Source organism: Methylobacterium sp. E-025, assembly GCF_022829705.1.
Classification (GTDB): domain Bacteria; phylum Pseudomonadota; class Alphaproteobacteria; order Rhizobiales; family Beijerinckiaceae; genus Methylobacterium.
Map to the genome: position 1 here is coordinate 55,936 of NZ_JAKSYR010000055.1, position 14,534 is coordinate 70,469.

General features: G+C 64.5%; 15 protein-coding genes. 7 read left to right on the plus strand and 8 right to left on the minus strand.

Translation table 11 applies throughout. The features are described from left to right. Positions 1-34: 34 nt before the first annotated feature. Together MKK64_RS05295 and MKK64_RS05300 are read right to left on the minus strand one after the other, a co-directional pair. Complete coding sequence (locus tag MKK64_RS05295; protein ID WP_243932541.1) at positions 35-364, minus strand: response regulator receiver protein; 330 nt, start codon at positions 362-364, stop codon at positions 35-37. A gap of 190 nt (positions 365-554) precedes the next feature. Then, entirely contained in the window at positions 555-923 is a 369-nt protein-coding gene (locus MKK64_RS05300; RefSeq protein ID WP_243932542.1) for a hypothetical protein, read from the minus strand. Positions 924-1,052: 129 nt separating this feature from the next. Here MKK64_RS05300 and MKK64_RS05305 point away from each other — a divergent pair, with 129 nt between their 5' ends. After that, positions 1,053-1,196, plus strand: coding sequence for a hypothetical protein (locus MKK64_RS05305; RefSeq protein ID WP_243932543.1), 144 nt, complete (start codon positions 1,053-1,055; stop codon positions 1,194-1,196). Next, entirely contained in the window at positions 1,196-1,714 is a 519-nt protein-coding gene (locus MKK64_RS05310) for a hypothetical protein (protein ID WP_243932544.1), read from the plus strand. Before MKK64_RS05305 ends, MKK64_RS05310 begins: the two co-directional genes overlap by 1 nt. 56 nt (positions 1,715-1,770) lie before the next feature. On the opposite strand, the gene MKK64_RS05315 is transcribed toward MKK64_RS05310, so the two are convergent. From MKK64_RS05315 to MKK64_RS05335, 5 genes are all read right to left on the minus strand, one after another. Then, entirely contained in the window at positions 1,771-1,941 is a 171-nt protein-coding gene (locus MKK64_RS05315; RefSeq protein ID WP_243932545.1) for a hypothetical protein, read from the minus strand. A gap of 95 nt (positions 1,942-2,036) precedes the next feature. After that, on the minus strand, positions 2,037-2,180 hold the full coding sequence (locus MKK64_RS05320; RefSeq protein ID WP_243932546.1) for a hypothetical protein: 144 nt from the start codon (positions 2,178-2,180) through the stop codon (positions 2,037-2,039). Positions 2,181-2,783: 603 nt separating this feature from the next. After that, entirely contained in the window at positions 2,784-3,005 is a 222-nt protein-coding gene (locus tag MKK64_RS05325) for a hypothetical protein (protein ID WP_243932547.1), read from the minus strand. Positions 3,006-3,083: 78 nt separating this feature from the next. Next, a complete protein-coding gene (locus MKK64_RS05330; protein WP_243932548.1) occupies positions 3,084-3,956 on the minus strand; it encodes a hypothetical protein in 873 nt (290 codons plus the stop codon). A gap of 4 nt (positions 3,957-3,960) precedes the next feature. After that, complete coding sequence (locus tag MKK64_RS05335; protein WP_243932549.1) at positions 3,961-4,473, minus strand: hypothetical protein; 513 nt, start codon at positions 4,471-4,473, stop codon at positions 3,961-3,963. Positions 4,474-5,473: 1,000 nt separating this feature from the next. Here MKK64_RS05335 and MKK64_RS05340 point away from each other — a divergent pair. Then, positions 5,474-6,808: an IS1182 family transposase gene (locus MKK64_RS05340; protein WP_243932550.1), complete on the plus strand. Its 1,335-nt coding sequence runs from the start codon at positions 5,474-5,476 to the stop codon at positions 6,806-6,808. 79 nt (positions 6,809-6,887) lie between these two features. Here the strand turns inward: MKK64_RS05340 and MKK64_RS05345 are convergent, their stop codons facing one another. Beyond that, positions 6,888-7,073, minus strand: a complete 186-nt coding sequence (locus tag MKK64_RS05345) for a hypothetical protein (RefSeq protein ID WP_238272951.1) — start codon at positions 7,071-7,073, stop codon at positions 6,888-6,890. A gap of 507 nt (positions 7,074-7,580) precedes the next feature. Between MKK64_RS05345 and MKK64_RS05350 the strand changes: the two genes are divergently transcribed. The 4 genes from MKK64_RS05350 (at position 7,581) to MKK64_RS05365 (ending at position 14,445) form a co-directional block, all read left to right on the plus strand. Then, entirely contained in the window at positions 7,581-10,832 is a 3,252-nt protein-coding gene (locus MKK64_RS05350; protein ID WP_243932556.1) for an efflux RND transporter permease subunit, read from the plus strand. After that, positions 10,832-12,217 (plus strand): efflux RND transporter periplasmic adaptor subunit, encoded by a 1,386-nt coding sequence (locus MKK64_RS05355; protein ID WP_243932551.1) that lies wholly within the window; start codon positions 10,832-10,834, stop codon positions 12,215-12,217. The genes MKK64_RS05350 and MKK64_RS05355 overlap by 1 nt, the downstream gene beginning before the upstream one ends. Before the next feature lie 175 nt (positions 12,218-12,392). Further along, on the plus strand, positions 12,393-13,073 hold the full coding sequence (locus MKK64_RS05360; RefSeq protein WP_238272980.1) for a response regulator transcription factor: 681 nt from the start codon (positions 12,393-12,395) through the stop codon (positions 13,071-13,073). Then, the gene (locus MKK64_RS05365; RefSeq protein ID WP_238272949.1) at positions 13,060-14,445 is read left to right on the plus strand and encodes a sensor histidine kinase; all 1,386 of its coding nucleotides are present in this window, start codon (positions 13,060-13,062) and stop codon (positions 14,443-14,445) included. The genes MKK64_RS05360 and MKK64_RS05365 overlap by 14 nt, the downstream gene beginning before the upstream one ends. Positions 14,446-14,534 lie beyond the last annotated feature (89 nt).

Genomic DNA, 14,534 nt, shown 5'->3' on the forward strand with positions numbered 1-14,534 from the left:
CTGTGCACACACGGAAGCACACGAGAGCACACCGTCATCCCGCCGTGCGCTGCCCCTTCTGGATGCGGACGAGACGCCCCTCGGCCTCCAGGGCGCGGCTCCGCATGCGGCTGAGCTCCCCCTTGAGGCGGGCATTCTCAGCGTCAAGGGTGGCGACTTCCGACTGGAAAGCCAGCACGAGCCTACCGAGGATGCGCATGGCCGAGGAGGCCTTGGCGACCGCGGTCAGGTTCCGGGCGGCCTGGTTCTCGTCGGCGGCCTGCTGGAGGGCGAGGCGGTCCTGGCGAGCGCGATGGAGGACGCCCGCGAGACCCTGGGCCCCCATGTCGAAGCCGGAGGCGATGGCGTGGGATGAGATGGACATCGGGGGGCTCCTCAGGCTCGGCGTGAGGAGACGATCCCAGCTCGCGGACTCGCCGTCGAGGGGGAGTCAACACCTGTCCCTGGCCTGGATGCCGGAACAGGTGCTCTTCGATGAGCAGGGTTAGCGCCCCGTTACTTCATGGTTCTGAATCGAAAGATCAGCGGGACGGCGTCCCTGTGTACGCTTGGTTTCAAACGAGGCGCAGGCGCTTTTGCAGGGCGTCGATGGCCGCATCGTGCGACACGCCGCGACCGTGAACGAGGTTGGCGAGGGCGTCCTTCATCAGGGGCTCCAGGCCTACGAGGAACCCTTTCGTGGTCCCCTTCGCCTTGATGCGGCGGCATGCATCCCCCTTGGCGAGCGTCTCGATCAGGGCCGCCACGATGGCCGTGTCGACGACGCGCGGATCGGGGGTGCCCGCGGCCCGGCGCTCAGCACGCTCGACGCGCTTGCGCTCGGCCTCATCCCGGCGTGCTGAGGCGGCCTGCGCGGAGGCGCTCTCGATGACGGCGGCAACAGGGGTGCCGGGCTCGGGAAAGTGGGTCATCTGCTGCTGCATGGTGGCCTCCAGGGGGATGAGGGATTCTCCCCCTCGGGGCCGAAATCGGCAAATCCGGACGGTGTCCGAGGGGGACACCGTCCCCCAGGCAGGGTTGTCCGTTGCGGACGCCGTCCGCACCCTCGGGCCATGCTGAAGATCGACATCGAGATCGACGTCGCGGCCTTCGAACGGCAGGTCGACGACCTCATGGCCAAGGCCTACCAGCCAGCGGTCGTGGAGGCCCTGAACAAGGCGGGGAGGCCGGGCGGGACGCCGTCCGGAAGTGGATGATGACCAGCTTCGACCGCCCGACGCAGTTCACGCTGGAGGTGGTCGGCGTGATGAAAGCCTTGATCCGGACGGACGGCAGCGACCCGTCCGTGTTGATCTATCTGAAGGACCGGACGGCGTCCTACCTCAACCTGCAGGTCCTCGGAGGCACCCGGCACGCCGGCGACCCGTTCACGACGAAGCGGAGGCCCATCGTCCCCGGTCCGAAGGCGCCCCGGGACAACTTCGGGAATCTACCGTGGGGCTACACCGCGAAGGCCATGCAGGAGCCCGACGTCTCGTCGGTGACGCTCAAGCCCGACGAGCCCCCGGCCCTCGTCCGCAAGCGCCCCGGGCAGCCGCTGGAGGTCCTCGCCCTGATCGTGAACGAGGTGTCGTTCCGCCCCAAACGCTCGACTTCGACGGCCTGGCAGCCGGGGGCGCCCTCGACGCCTTCGGCCCACGTTCGAGCAGGCCTTCGACATCACGTGATGGAGAGCCGCCGGCACGAGGCGAGCTCGGCGTTATCGAGGTCGTGAGGCGGCCGCAGGATGGTCGGCTTCCTCGATCCCCGGGCTCCCCAGGTGTCGATCGACTACCAGGTCTGGCCGTAGTCGAAACTGGCGTACGTCACGGCGTAATCGTCGGCCCGGTACCCGAGGGCGTCCAACTGGGGAAGGTGCACGAAGCTGGAATTGCCCGCCGTGCCGTTCGAGTTCTGGTTCCGGCTCGCGGTCCGGACCATGGCGCCCGTGCAGTCGTACATGCGGATCTCGGTGCCTGTGCCCTGGCAGACGATGTGCGGGACGTCACTAGGAGGGGCAGGTCACCGGTCGTGACGAAGTTGTCGTTGGGCAGGGTCTACCGGCCGGTCGACTTCTTGATGAACTCGTAGCTCGGGGTGCCGTCGGCGTTCACGTACTGCAGGTAGTCGTCCACTGAGCGGTCGTTGTCGATCCGACGGGTGACGACGACGGTGATGCCCTTGGCCTTGGACACGGTCATGAAGCCGATCAGCGTCGACCCATAATACCGCATCTGGTGACGGGTGTGCTTTTAAGACCAGCACGTCGACCTGACGCACCTTGCTCACGATCTCCTCGGGCTTGGGTCTTTGCGCCATCGGTTCCGTCCTCTGTCGGCCAAAAGCCATACTTCAGGGCGGACCACTACCAATGGGGCCGATCAATATTGGGCCGCAAGGGTTTCAGGACCGAATGCCCCATGGATGTCCGAGCAGGGCGAAAAGGAGGGGTGCCGCATGAGGGCACGTCAACGACGCGACGGCGGCGTAAACGGGGGGGGGGACCCGGTGGTCTAGCTCCGATCATCGAAGCCTCGGCCCCGCTCCGACACGAGCTGCGGGACAAGCGTGGCTCGGGCAGCAAGCGCTCCTGCGACCTTCGTTCGAGCTCGCCGTCCCGGAACGGCTTCAGCATGATGGCACTGGCCCCGTCCGCGCTGGCCTGGGCCATTGCGGCGGTGCCGGCGAAGCCGGTAACGAATAGCACGGCCATCCCCGGCTACCGCTTAAGGATGTCGATGTAGGCCTCGGCCCCGTTCATGCTCGGCGTTGCGAAGTTCAACACGACTAGGTTTACGCACGGATCAGCCTCCAGCGTTGCCGAGGGTCGTCTCGACGCCGAACTTGTCGCCCGGGGTAAGCCCGAAACCGCTGTCATCCTGGACGCCGCAGGCGATCCAGCGTTCCTCGGTCACCCGGGCGAAGGTGGAGAAGCCCATGCCCGTGGTTTGGCAGATCACCTCCAGGAGCGTCGGGACGACCTCGATGCGGGCGGCGAGTTCCGTCGCCTTTGTCACGTTGCCCATGACCGGCGAGCTCATCCTCAAACGTAACGCTGCCCCCCAAGCATATCCGTCGGTCCGGGTGGGGCAAACGAAACGGGATCAAATCGGGCGCTTCGAGTTCGTCACGTAGTTCCGGCCCTGGATTGGCGAGCGGTAGTAGTCCTCGTCGAGGAACTTCAGGAGCGTCTTCAGATCGGCCTTGGCGCCCGGCAGGGAGATGGCCTCCCGGCCATTCACCTGAACCGTCTCGATCTCGATGCCGAATGCGAGGGCAGCGTCGCGGATCGCCGCCGAACTCACTGTATCCAAAATTCGGTTTCGGCCGATCAAGGTCACCTTCTTCCTGACCCAAGTGTCGGCGAGCGCCACGAAGGCCTCCTCATCCGCGACGTGGATGCCCGCGGTGCGCGCGAAGGCTCGCAGCTCGGGAACGGTAGCCTCGGCGAAATAGGCGCTCAGGTCGAGGATCTGGCGCACGACGTGAAAGCTCAGGAACCTGAGGTTCGTCCCGACCAGCATCGCCGCAAGCCGGTTGTCGAGGGTCAACCCAACACTGTCGACCCTCCGGTAGGTGTCCGCGGAATGGAGCAGGGTGAATCCGGTTGGGGATATGATCCTGCGGCGGTTGAAGCCCTGGATCAGCGCGATAGGCTCGTCCCCATCGGACCGATAGCCTACGAAGAGCGCCTTGACTGTCTCGAACGCGTCCGGATCCGGCGGGATCTCCGGTATGCCTAGTGGATGCTCGATGGCGTGGTGAATGTTGTCGACGTCGTCGTAGCCCGCGATGACGAGGCTTTCTCCCTCGACCGGGGTGTACGAGCCGTCGAACGCGTGCTCCTCCTCGGCCGACGTTACGAAGTCTGCTTCCTGCTGCCGGAATAGCGCCCCGACCTGAATCTGGATTGCCCGGGAAAGGGGGATGCGCAGGATGCGCCGGGCTGGCCCCTGGGTCAGAGCGAAGAGGTTCATGGGCTCAGACTAACTCCAGGAGCATCGAGCCGGAAATTCGCTTGACGGCCCTGACCTGTCTCGGATCCACCAGGTCGCGCTGCGTGATGAGCGTGTACACCACGCCGCTGTCAGTCTCCGCCTTGTAGAAGCGATACCCGAGCGATCGCAGAACCGGGTTGGGGAGGATGGAGCTCGACATCCATAAGGCGACGCCGGCGAGCGCCAGAATGCCCAGTACGACCCCGACTGTGATGTCGGCCGCCTTGCCGATAAAGGGGATGAAGTACGTCACGATGACGCCGAGCATCAGGGCGTCGTTGGCCTCGACCTTCTTCAGGGTGATCGGGAAGTTCTCGCCGTTCCATCTGAGCGCGTCGACGATGTACCGGATCAAGAGAATGCCGACGCAGCCCGCTAGCGCGTACCACAGCGCGTCCCAGGTCGGTCCGCGATCCCAGACCCGAGCGAGCGCCACGCTGATCAACGATGGCGACAGCGCAGACACAAACATGACCGTCTTGAGGGCGTTCCTCATCGCGCTCGCATCGACTGCGTCCGTTTGGGGTAAGCTGCCCCCGGAGGAGCATTCGAGAACAAAAAGTGAATATAGGCCGCTGTCATCCCATTGACAACGCAGCCGTCACCGCCGGCACTCCTAATGGGGACGTGTCCCGGCTCGTGGGTGGCTCCCTCAAGGACCGGTCGGTCCCTCGGCCAGTGCGTGTGCCAGTCGCCCTCGGCCAGCAGATACACCTCGGCTTGGTAGTCGAGCGCCCGTCAGGTCTGCAGGCGCCTGTCCGACGTCAGCACCTTTGGGACAGACTGAGGGCCTGCGCGAACGGTAGATGACTGGTCCGCCATAGCGTCAAGGAGCGAAGATGCCGGGCCATTGGTGGGTGGGGTGGTACGAGGGGGCTTCAACTTCTGGGATGGGGTACCGCGCTGATGCCGTCATTTGGATCATCCCCGCCTGCGAGGCTCAGGAATGGCCCGCAAGGATCATGGATCGGCGCGTAACGGAGGGAAGCCCGCTGAACACCTTCAGTGGTTAGATGGAGGCTAGACCCCTAGCAGCGGCTGGCGGGCATCTGGCAGGCGTGAGAGGCGCGGCGTCGACGCCATGGCGCGGCGATGGAGGTCGACGGTTCTCAACCTCAGAAAAATGGCGAAGCCAACCCTTGAGGTCAGCTTCCCATACGGAAAGCCCCATACTTCTCGCGTCCCAGCGAGGGCTTGCCCTCGCGCCAGGGCGCGCTTGAGGAACCCTCACCTCAGAAGGTAACCCCTGATTACCTGCGGTAATCGTCCTCCAGTGGTGGGAACCCCCTACCCCCTGAGGAACATTTCATGGGAAGTATAAGGGTTTATAAAATAACGATTTTTGCCGTTTTCAAACGTGTGTCGCATTGAGAATGGTATGGACACCCTCGGACATGGCCATGCTGCGTCTTTCTCCGTACCTCGGGACAGAACAGTTAGGAGCCCGTCAGAGTAATGCTCTCGACGGCGAGGTCAGAGGGTGATGCATTCGGCTCATGGCCAAGGTGTTTCACTCCTGGGATGTGGATCAGGGCTGGTTGCTGCCGCCCTCGCTGCACGAGTTCGTGCCGCCCGGGCACCTGGCGAACTTCGTTCGCGACACGGTGCGGAAGGCGCTCGACCTCTCGGCCATCCTCGATACCTACAGCGAGGAGCGCGGCTACCCGCCCTACCGCCCGGGAATGATGGTGGCGCTTCTGCTCTACGGCTACAGCCGCGGCCTGTACTCGTCGCGTCAGCTCGCCCGGGCCTGCGAGGAACGGGTCGACGTCATGACGGTGACCGGGCTGAACCGGCCGGACTTCCGCACCATCGCCGACTTCCGCAAGCGTCACCTCGTGGCCCTGTCGGACCTTTTCGTGCAGGTGCTGCGCCAGTGCCGCGCGGCTGCTCTGGTCCAGTTCGCCGACGTGGCGGTGGACGGGACCAAGGTGAAGGCCAACGCATCCCGCCACAAGACGATGAGCTACGGACGTATGAAGACGGCAGAGCCGGCGCTGGCCGACGAAGTCGACGTCTGGCTGGAGCAAGCGCACGAGGCGGACGCGGCCGAGGATGCGGCGGAGGGCGCGAACCGACGGGGCGACGAGACGCCGGACTGGAGGGCCGACAAGCAGCAGCGGCTGGAGACGATCCGCGCCGCCAAGGCTGCGCTGGAAGCGGAAGCGGTCGATCCGCCCACCCCGGAGGACGAGAGCGGGCCGGGTGCGTCCTCGGGCATGCGCTGGCAGGGTCGACCCCTACGTGGTGAGGACGGCGGTCCGCCGGACCGAGCGCAGCGCAACTTTACCGACCCGGACAGCCGGATCCTGCCGACCTGCGACGGGTTCGTGCAGGGCTACAACGGGCAGATCGCCGTCGATGCCGCGCATCAGATCATCGTGGCGCACCACCTCGTGACGAACGCCGCCGACGCCCGTGCCCTTGTGCCGCTCATCGACGACATCCGCGCTCATCTCGGGCGCAAGCCGTGCGAGGTCTCGGGCGATGCAGGCTTTGCCAACGAGGCGAACCTGGCAGCGCTGAAGCAGCGGCGGATCACCGCCTATCTTGCTTCAGGGCGGGCGCGCCACGGAGCGGCGGATGCCGCAGGTCGTCAAAAGCTGACGAAGACTCCCCTGATGCGTGCGATGGCCGAGCGGTTGAAACGGGCTGGCCGCCGGAGCCGCTACCGCCTCAGGAAGCAGGTCGTCGAGCCGGTGTTCGGGCAGATCAAGCAAGCCCGGGGCCTCCGACAGTTCCTGCTACGCGGGCTCGATCAGGTCCGCGGCGAATGGGCGATGATCTCCACCGCCCACAACCTTCTGAAGCTGGCCAAGGTCGGGCGCTGAGCATGACGCAGGCTGGCTCGCCTTGATCTCAACCCCGATCTCGATCCGCAAACCCGTTACTCGGACGGGCTACTAGCCTTCAAGGATAGGCGTGCCGCCGGTTCCGTTCGAAGGCCTGCTCGCAGGCCTGATCGAACAGGGCGCAGGGGGGCCTCTCGCCGTTGGGCTCCGTCAGCATCGGCTGACCGCCAATGTCGCCCAGGGAATGTTCCTGCGAATAGCGGGAGCGCGGATCGAAATATGGATCGCTCGTGTAACTGCTCATGAAAGCACCGCCCGCTGGCTGTTCGTTCCGGGCCAGAGCAGAAGTGGCCCATGGCGAAAGGATCGCCAGAGCCGCGAGGACGCGGATGGGCTGTCTCGACATCGGGAACTCCGAACGCGCAAGCCTGCCAAGCCGGCGGCGACGGAGAATGGTGTCTAACAAACTCTGATCAGGCAATCGAATAAACATTTGATCTCTGAAGTAAAATAGCTGCTTTTAATTTTTATTTATAAATTAAATTTTTAGATCTTCTACGTTTGAGCGGTCCCTTCGCCTCACGGGCTAGTTGCTTCCCACCTTTTAAATGCTGAGTGGCGATTTTCTGTTTCAAAATATTTTTAAAAAATCAATCGCGAATTCATTCGTAAGACCTTTCGTCTAGCTCTATCTAGCGGTGGACTTACTTCGCTTCGCTCAGACCTCCAAATAGCGCCTTTCCTCTGTTCGTCCGAGCGCGCTTCAGGCGCTGGCCGCATGGTGGGTTGTGCCGGGAAGCCCGATTTATCGATGAATCTTGTTCGGTTCGCCCTGAAATTCCGCAAGAGCTTCTACGTTTTGGCGATTTTGATGGCGTTGGGCGGCGTCGGCGCAATCGCCGTAGCGCCGAAGGACGTGCTGCCCTCGGTCGACATTCCCGTCGTTGTCGTGGTGTGGACCTATAGCGGTCTCGACGCCACCGACATGGTTCAGCGCATCACGAACTACAGTGAGTTCTCGCTGTCGAGCAACGTGAACAACATCAAGCGAATCGAGTCGACGTCCATCCAGGGGACCGTGACCGAGCGGATCTATTTCGATTCCGCCGTAAGCATCGACCTCGCCATGACGCAGGTCGATTCCGCCATGAACGCCATCCGCTCGCGGATGCCGCCGGGCGTGCAGCCGCCGGTGATCATGCGCTTCTCGGCCTCCTCAGTGCCGGTGATCCAGCTTGCGTTGTCCTCGGGCACGCTGCCGCTGACCAAAGTGTTCGATTACGCCCAGTACCGCACCCGCCAGCGCCTCGCCCAGGTGCCAGGCTCGACCTTGCCGTCGCCCTATGGCGGCGCCCCGCGCCAGGTGATGGTCGATCTCGACCTCGCCGAGCTCCGCGCCGTGGGCATGACGCCGCTCGACGTCACCAGCGCGGTCCTCAAGCAGAACCTCGTCGTCCCCTCGGGACTCGCGAAGATCGGTCGCCAGCAATACACCGTGCGGCTCAATTCGAGCCCCCAGCTCGTCGATCAGCTTAACCGCATCCCGATCAAGGTCGTGAACGATCAGCCGGTGCTCCTGCGCGACGTCGCCCATGTCCGCGACGGCTCGCCGCCGCAGACCAACATCGTCCGCGCCGATGGCGAGCATTCCGTGCTGTTGCAGGTGCTGAAGAACGGCTCGGCCTCGACGCTGGACGTGGTCAACGCCGTGAAGGCGGCCCTGCCGGACATCCGCGCGGCCTCGCCCAAGGGCCTGTCGATCACGCCGCTCTTCGATCAATCGGTCTTCGTTTCCGACGCCATCGGCGATGTCGTACGCGAGGCGGTGATCGCCGCCGGGCTCACGGGACTCGCCATCCTCCTGTTCCTGGGCTCGTGGCGATCGACACTCGTGGTCCTCGTCTCGATCCCGCTCTGCATTCTCACCTCTCTGTCGGTGCTGGTGGCGCTTGGCCAGACCATCAACGTCATGACGCTCGGCGGCCTCGCGTTGGCCGTCGGCATCCTCGTGGACGACGCCACGGTGGCCATCGAGAACACTTACCGGATGTTCGAGGAGGGCTATCCCTTCCGCCGCTCGGTGCTGGAAGGCGTGGCGGGTATCGCCAAGCCGGCGCTGATCTCGACACTGGCTATCTGCTCGGCCTTCTCGGCGGTGTTCTTCCTGACGGGCGCCCCCCGCTACCTGTTCGTGCCACAGGCCGAGGCGGTCGTCTTCGCGATGCTCACCTCCTACCTGCTCTCACGCACCCTTGTGGCGATCCTGATCGACGTCCTCGTCGCGCCGGAATATGCAAGACATCATGGTGGGGCGGCTCCTGCGCTGGAAGTCGGCCCGCGCCGCCGCTCGCTCCTGTCACGCCTCCTGGCGCCGCTTGCGTGGCTGCTGCGCTTTCCACTGCGTGTCGCCTTGGCATTCCGCGAGGCCTTCGAGCGCGGCTTCGCACGATTCCACGCTGGCTATGTCGGGTTGCTCGGTGCGGTAATCCGCCATCCGAAGCGGGCGCTTGCCGGGGCAGCCTGTGTCTTCGCAGTGACGGCGGGGCTCTTCCCCTTCATCGGGCAGGACTACTTTCCGCAGATCGAGTCGAGCCAGATGACGCTGCACATCCGCACCCGGCCGGGAATGCGGATTGAGGAGGCGGAGAAGACCTTCGCGCAGGTGGAGGACATCGTCCGGCAGGTCGTCCCGAAGGACGAGCTTGGCCTCATGCTCGACAATATCGGCCTGCCGGCGTCGAACTACAATTACGCGTTCATGGACGCATCCTTCGTCGCCTATAACGACGGACAGATGCTCATTAATCTCAAGGGTGAGCACAAGCCGATCTCGTTCTACGAGCGGCGTTTGCGGAAGGTGCTGCGTCGGGCGTTTCCTTCGGATGTCTTCTATTTCCAGCCCGCCGACATCATCACGCAGATCCTGAACTTCGGCACCGTGGCGCAGATCGACGTGCAGGTCTCCGGTCGGCACGACGCGAAGGACCTCGCCGTCGCCCGCGCGCTCGTGCGCCGGGTCGCGGCGGTGCGGGGGGCGGTGGACGTCCACCTGCACCAGATCGTCGATGCGCCGCAGATGTACGTAAACGTTGATCGCCGGCTCGCCTCGGAGATGGGGGTGAGCGAGCAGATCATCGCCCAGAACCTAAACGTCTCCCTTTCCGGCTCCTTTCAGGTCAGCCCTAACTTCTGGGCCGATCCGAAATCCGGCACGCCGTACCAGCTGTGGGTGCAGACCCCAGAATGGCGCAACGGAGACATCGCCCGGCTGATGAATACGCCAGTCTCGGTCCACGGCACCGGAGACGGCCAGCCGGGCATCCCGATCCTGCTCTCGAATATCGCCACGATGCAGCGGCAGCCAGAGCAGACGGTGATCAACCACGTCAACACCCAGCCGACCTTCGACATCCTCGCCAACGTGCAAGATGCCGACCTCGGAAGCGTGCGCAGCGCGGTCGAAAAGATCGTCGCGGAGGAGCAGGCGACGTTGCCCGCCCCCGACAAGATCCGTGTGCGTGGTCAGATCGAGAGCATGGAGGGCGCCTTCGCCCATATCGAGGTCGGACTCGGGATCGCGCTGATGGCGGTCTACCTGCTGCTCGTCCTCAACTACCAGACTTGGGTCGATCCCTTCGTAGTCATCGCTGCGCTGCCGCTCGCCTTCTGCGGCATCGTGATGAGCCTGTTCGTTACCGGCACGACCTTCTCCATCCCGGCCCTGTTCGGGGCGATCATGTCGGTGGGCGTGGCGAGCGCGAACTCGATCCTGCTCGTCACCTTCGCCAAGGAGCACCGTGAGGCCACGGGCTGCTCGGCCCCCGAGGCCGCGCTGATGGCCGGCAACACCCGGCTGCGACCGGTGCTGATGACCGCCTCGGCCATGTTCCTCGGCCTGATCCCGATGGCGATCGGCTCGGGCGAGGGCTCGGAACAGAACGCGGCGCTGGCCCGCGCCGTCATGGGCGGCATCGGCATGGGCACGCTCTCCACGCTGCTCTTCGTACCGCTCCTCTACACGCTTCTCCGCCGCAACCCGATCAAGCCCCTTGAGGACTATTGATGAGCCCGTTCATCGAATCCGACGACGCTGGGAACGACGCCGCGGAGCGGGCGCATGCCCATGCGGTCGAGATCGATCCTCTGCGGCAGGACCTGCTAGGCGAGGCCCTGACTCATGCGCACCTTCCCCCGCCGCGCAAGCGCCCGTTCGTGATCGCGCTTCTGGCGCTCGGCAGCGCCCTCGGCCTGGGCGGCTGGCACCATTGGCAGACCTACCGCACGTCGTTGGAGACGCAGGAGGACGTCATCAGCTTCGTACCGACCGTCCGCACGGTTTCGGCCGTCGAGGACGACGAGCCGATGAGGCTGACACTGCCGGGACAGACCGAGGCTTTCGACCACGCCGACATTTTTGCCCGTGCCACTGGCTACATCGCCGAACGCCGGGTCGATATCGGCTCCCGGGTCAAGAAGGGCGACCTCCTCGTGCGCATCGCCGCCCCCGACCTCGACCAGCAGAAAAGCCAGGCCGAGGCACAGCTCGGCCAGCTTCAGGCCCAGCTCGCCGTCGCCCATGCCGACGTGGAGCAGGCCAAGGCCAACGTCACCCTCGCCAACGCCACCGACGCCCGGACGTCGACGCTCGCCGGCCAGGGCTGGGCCTCGAAGCAGACTGCCGACCAGACCCGGGCGCAGATGCTCACCGCCACGGCCGCCCTGACCGCCGCCGATGCGAAGGTGAAGGTGGCCGAGGCGAACATCACTGCCCAACAGGCGACCGTAGACCGGCTGCGCACGCTCACCACTTTCGAGAACGTGACCGCGCCATTCGACGGCATCGTCGTGGCGCGCATGGTCGATGTCGGCGACCTCGTCCATGCCGATCTTGGCAGCGGCGCGTCACTCTTCTCCATCGAAAGCACGGACGTGCTACGCGTGTCCGTCCAGGTGCCGCAATCGGCGGCGGTCCACATCCGCGACGGTGTCCGAGCGACGGTTCAGGTGGCTCAGATGCCGGAGCGGAGTTTCGAGGGCACCGTCTCGCGCAGCTCCGTGGCCCTGCGCTCGTCGGTGCGGACCCTCGACACCGAGGTCGACGTAGCGAACCCGGACGGGGCGCTGCGGCCGGGGCTCTATGTGAACGTGACCTTCGCCGTGCCCCGCGCCCATCCCGGCCTGCAGATCCCGTCCGAGGCACTCATCTTCGATGCCGCTGGAACCCAGGTCGCCGTGGTCCAGCCCGACGATACGGTGAAGCTTCATCCGATCACGATCTCGCGTGATCTGGGTACGACCCTTGAGCTGCGTTCCGGCCTGAAGGGCGGCGACACCGTCGTCCTCAACCCCCCAGCCGACCTGCGCGACGGCAGCCGCATCGTCCCGAAGGGCAGCGTCTCTTCAGGGGAACCCGTTGCCAAGCTCTCCGTGCAGGCAAGCGCGGAGTGACGAAATGGCCAACGACAGCGCCTATGCGACAAGCTTTGCCGACGATATGACGCACGCTCCGCCGCCTGATAACGCGCCATTTGACACCGACCGCGAAGAGCATAACTCCAGCGTCCCAGCCGAAGCGCCGAGCCCGAAACGGGCTCAGCGTATCCATAATAAAAAGGATAAAAGGATGGCCAACGTTCTTGTGGTTGAGGATGATCAGCGCGTTGCTGCCGAAATCGGATTGGCACTGACCGAACACGGTTTTCGGGTGGATGAGGCCATGAACGGATCGATCGGTCTACGCAAGGCGATGGATGGTGACTTCGATGTCATCGTCCTCGACCGGATGCTGCCGGAGATCGACGGCCTCGCCCTGCTTACCAAGCTGCGCGCCGCCAAGGTTTCGACCCCGGTCCTGATCCTTAGCGCGCTCTCGGCCGTCAACGAGCGCGTGGACGGGCTGCGTGCCGGGGGCGACGACTACCTCGCCAAGCCCTTCGAGTTCATCGAGCTGACCGCGCGGGTCGATGCCCTTGCCCGGCGCAAAATGGCCGCCGAGGCGGTGAGCGAACTCGTCGTCGGCGACCTACAACTCGACTTGATCGAGCGTGTGCTCCACTGCGCAGGTCGGGAGATTGAGCTTCTACCGAAAGAGTTCGCGATCATCGAGTTCTTGATGCAGAACGCGGGCGTGCTGGTGAGCCGCAAAATGATCTTCGAGTCAGTTTGGGGCTACAGCTTCAACCACCAGTCGAGCGTCATCGACGTCCATGTCGGCAAGATCCGCAAGAAGCTTGATCCCGACGGGCTGAACCCGCGCATCCACACCGTCCGCAATACGGGGTTCATCCTCCGTGCGGCTGCTTGAAGTCCGCCGCACAAGCGGGTTCCGGGTCGCGTGCCTGTTCTTCGCGACGTTCGGAACTGCCTCCCTCGCACTCTCGGGCTTCCTCTATCTCGACACCCGCAGCTACGGCCGCAAGGCTGCGTTCGAGTGGGTCGGGTGGGAGTCGAAGCATCTCCTGAGCCTCGCGCCCCACGCCCTGCGCGATCGTATCGACGCCTCGGAGGATTTCGCCGAAGGCGGCCGCCCCCTCGTGCTGTTCGGACCCGACCACGCTCGCCGCGTAGGGGCACCGATCCCGTTTCCTGAAACGGCCCCGGTCGGCCGCCCATTCGTACTGACGCAGCCGGCGGAGCACGGGTCGCGCACCCTGTTCAGCCAGTTGAGCCGCCTTGAGAGCGGCGAATACGTCCTCGTAAGTCGCTCGGCCAAGGATCTGGAAGCCCTCGAGAAAGCCCTCGTCGAAACCTTCGTCTGGGGCATGGCAGCCACCATCGTCATCGGCCTCGTCGGAGCAGTGATCTTCGGCGCCGGATCGCTTCGCCAGAACGACGCCATCACCAAAGCTGTCGAACGCATCATGCGGGGTGACCTAAGCGAGCGCCTGCCGACGCGGGGCGTCTCTGCGGACCTCGCGCACCTGACCGGCGTCGTTAACGACATGCTCGATCAGCTCGAGCGGCTAATGTTGGAAATCAAGGGCGTCAATGAGAACATCGCTCACGACCTGCGGACCCCGCTGACGCGAGTGGTGGGCATTTTGGAGCGGTCGCTCCGCAAGGCCGACAACGTCGAAGCGTTCCGCACTTGCAACGAGGACGTTCTCGCGGAGGTGAAGGACATCGTCATCCGCTTCTCAGCACTACTGCGTATTTCGGAGATGGAAGACCGCATGCGCCGCTCGGGCTTCACGGACCTCGACCTCGCCCTCCTGCTGGAGGATGCGATCGAGTACTACGAGCCCCTAGCCCTGGAACGGGATATCGAGCTCCGCTGGGAGCAGCCCGAAGAGCCCTGTTCCGTGGAGGGCGACCGCAGCCTGATCTTTGAGGCGGTGAGCAACCTGATCGACAACGCCCTGAAGTTTACCCCTGCCGGTGGCGAGGTAAAGGTCGCGCTGGTGCGCGATCCTCCGGGCATCCGCATCGACGATACGGGCTGCGGCATCCCGGTCGATGAACTCGGTGCGGTGCGGGAGAGGTACCGGCGCGGGGCGTTGAGGACAGGCAAGAGCGGCTTTGGCATCGGGCTCAGCCTCGTCGATTCCATCGCCCGGTTGCACAGCGCCGCGTTCGACATCGCGAGCGATGCGGGTGGCACCCACGCCACCTTGGTGTGGAAGCCTGCGGTCACGGCGGCAGGATCCCCCGCTGTCATCCGAGCCCAGAGCGCTTGAAGCACCTTCCATCAGAGCGATTGCCGGTTCAACGAAAGACAATGCGGCATCACAAAGAGATAGAGCATTTCCCATGATCCGAGGACCAT

Coding starts and splice junctions, on each gene's coding strand:
- MKK64_RS05295 (WP_243932541.1), bottom strand. CDS start 364: ATGTCCATCTCATCCCACGCCATCGCCTCCGGCTTCGACATGGGGGCC.
- MKK64_RS05300 (WP_243932542.1), bottom strand. CDS start 923: ATGCAGCAGCAGATGACCCACTTTCCCGAGCCCGGCACCCCTGTTGCC.
- MKK64_RS05305 (WP_243932543.1), top strand. CDS start 1,053: ATGCTGAAGATCGACATCGAGATCGACGTCGCGGCCTTCGAACGGCAG.
- MKK64_RS05310 (WP_243932544.1), top strand. CDS start 1,196: ATGACCAGCTTCGACCGCCCGACGCAGTTCACGCTGGAGGTGGTCGGC.
- MKK64_RS05315 (WP_243932545.1), bottom strand. CDS start 1,941: ATGTACGACTGCACGGGCGCCATGGTCCGGACCGCGAGCCGGAACCAG.
- MKK64_RS05320 (WP_243932546.1), bottom strand. CDS start 2,180: ATGACCGTGTCCAAGGCCAAGGGCATCACCGTCGTCGTCACCCGTCGG.
- MKK64_RS05325 (WP_243932547.1), bottom strand. CDS start 3,005: ATGGGCAACGTGACAAAGGCGACGGAACTCGCCGCCCGCATCGAGGTC.
- MKK64_RS05330 (WP_243932548.1), bottom strand. CDS start 3,956: ATGAACCTCTTCGCTCTGACCCAGGGGCCAGCCCGGCGCATCCTGCGC.
- MKK64_RS05335 (WP_243932549.1), bottom strand. CDS start 4,473: ATGAGGAACGCCCTCAAGACGGTCATGTTTGTGTCTGCGCTGTCGCCA.
- MKK64_RS05340 (WP_243932550.1), top strand. CDS start 5,474: ATGGCCAAGGTGTTTCACTCCTGGGATGTGGATCAGGGCTGGTTGCTG.
- MKK64_RS05345 (WP_238272951.1), bottom strand. CDS start 7,073: ATGAGCAGTTACACGAGCGATCCATATTTCGATCCGCGCTCCCGCTAT.
- MKK64_RS05350 (WP_243932556.1), top strand. CDS start 7,581: ATGAATCTTGTTCGGTTCGCCCTGAAATTCCGCAAGAGCTTCTACGTT.
- MKK64_RS05355 (WP_243932551.1), top strand. CDS start 10,832: ATGAGCCCGTTCATCGAATCCGACGACGCTGGGAACGACGCCGCGGAG.
- MKK64_RS05360 (WP_238272980.1), top strand. CDS start 12,393: ATGGCCAACGTTCTTGTGGTTGAGGATGATCAGCGCGTTGCTGCCGAA.